Consider the following 1767-nt stretch of genomic DNA (forward strand, 5'->3'; position numbering starts at 1 on the left):
TTATAATCAGGTTTTTCTTTGTGAAACATAGGGAACACCTCACAACTTTTCTTACCTCTATTATACGACTTTACACAAAGAAAAGCCCTTAGAAACTGGACTTCCAAGGACTTTGTCTTCAATCTGAGAGGACTTTAGATCCTCTTTTTCTATGTGGATAATTATGATAAAATGTAGTCATTAACTACAAACTATAAGAGAAGTCAATAGTTTTATCGTGCCCTTACCAGATACCGTCTCTTTTATGAAGTTTTAGCTCCCTTAGTTGAAAAAGAAGCAGAAATTGAGGAAATATATGCGTATTTGGCCAAGTTTAGTGAAGATACACTAGACAAAGATCAACAAATAGCACTTGAGATATAAGAAAAACGCTGACAAATATTTTTGAACGCGGTAAAATGAAGTTAAGAAATTACAAAATGAGACTAGATTATGGTCAAAACGATAGAAGAAATACGTTATCAACTAGAAGAATGGGTGGCACAAGGTTTTACAAGTTCAGAGGATAGTTCTGACTACCAAGATTTAAAGGAACAGTATGAAGATGAACTCCTTGATGTTAGTTTTTCAAAACGAGAAATAATCAGTCAATTAGAGGTCATCATCACAACCCGTGATAATGGCTTTCCAGACTTAGAGGAGGTTACAAAAGAAGAATATCTTGATTTAGCTAGTTAATTAGACGAAATCGACAAGGAACAAACTGATTATTACCGTAAGCACTTATCCTAGAAAGATATTCAAGTTGTTGTAACTAATTCTACAAAGTCTTTTGATCATTGCAGTAATTGAACTGATATTGCTTGTCCTTTATCAAATTGCGAAAGTTTCAGGTGCCTTGTTTCAAATCAGATTTATCATATATATTAGGTATAATCATTATTAATTAGAAAAAAGAAGGGGTGTTTTGCTTGTTTGAAAAATTAATTCTATATTCTCCAATAATTATTTTTGTATTGTCCTATATTCTAAGATTTTTTGGGCGACTTAGGTTTACAATCTTTATAGATGAATTAATTTCAGGTGATAAAATCAAATATTTTTCTCATATATTATTTTTCTCAATCGTGAGTTATATTTATTGGTTATGTTATCAATATAAAATTTCATTATTTAATCTTGAAAGTGATGATTTAGATATAGCATCCGTATTTTCTGTAGTCTTAGCTATATGGTCGTGTTACGGAGTTTATGTTGGATTTTTACAATTTATGGTTGGTTATGACAATAAAGAAAAAGGGACTTACTTAGGCTATCAAAAAATGGATTTTTTAACAGACAGCAATGTTTGGTATCATTTAACAAATAGTTGGGAGTTCATTGGTTCTTTGTTGCTATCAATTATTATTCCTCTTATAGTTAAATTTAATGCATCTGCAGGTATTCATTATCAATATATTTGGCAGGCTATAATTGGTTTCCTATTGATTTTGTTTATCTTTCTTTTGAAATTTAGCTTAAAAGTGGCTAAAACAACTATATTTATCAACAAAAATACTGATGGAAGATTGAAAGAATTCATAGAATCGGATATTGAAAATAGATACCACAGATATTTTAATAGATTACTCAAGCAAAAATTTTCCCATGGAGCTAGAAAGAGTTATTTTAAGCAAGTTAGAGTGGATCTATCTAAGATTGACAATGCTAAAGATAAAAGCACATTTTTAGAATTTATTTATTGTAATATTTCTAGTGAAGAAATTATTGGAATTTTAAAGGAATTTGAGGTGGGAGATATTTTCAATTATAAGTGCTTTATAAAAG

1 protein-coding gene and 3 pseudogenes are annotated in these 1767 nt (G+C 29.7%); all 4 read left to right on the forward strand.

Annotation, left to right across the window (positions count from 1 at the left end; genetic code table 11):
• Positions 1–243: 243 nt before the first annotated feature.
• Positions 244–363 (forward strand): annotated as a pseudogene (locus GEZ89_RS09860) (helicase SNF2); the annotation flags it as partial.
• Between the two features lie 69 nt (positions 364–432).
• On the forward strand, positions 433–678 hold the full coding sequence (locus GEZ89_RS09435) for a DUF5962 family protein (RefSeq protein ID WP_153225809.1): 246 nt from the start codon (positions 433–435) through the stop codon (positions 676–678).
• A gap of 79 nt (positions 679–757) precedes the next feature.
• Positions 758–859 (forward strand): annotated as a pseudogene (locus GEZ89_RS09760) (DUF5966 family protein); the annotation flags it as partial.
• 52 nt (positions 860–911) lie between these two features.
• Positions 912–1767 (forward strand): annotated as a pseudogene (locus GEZ89_RS09440) (hypothetical protein); the annotation flags it as partial.

Origin of the sequence: Streptococcus mitis, assembly GCF_009496285.1 — a bacterium.
Taxonomy (GTDB): Bacteria; Bacillota; Bacilli; order Lactobacillales; family Streptococcaceae; genus Streptococcus; species Streptococcus mitis_BP.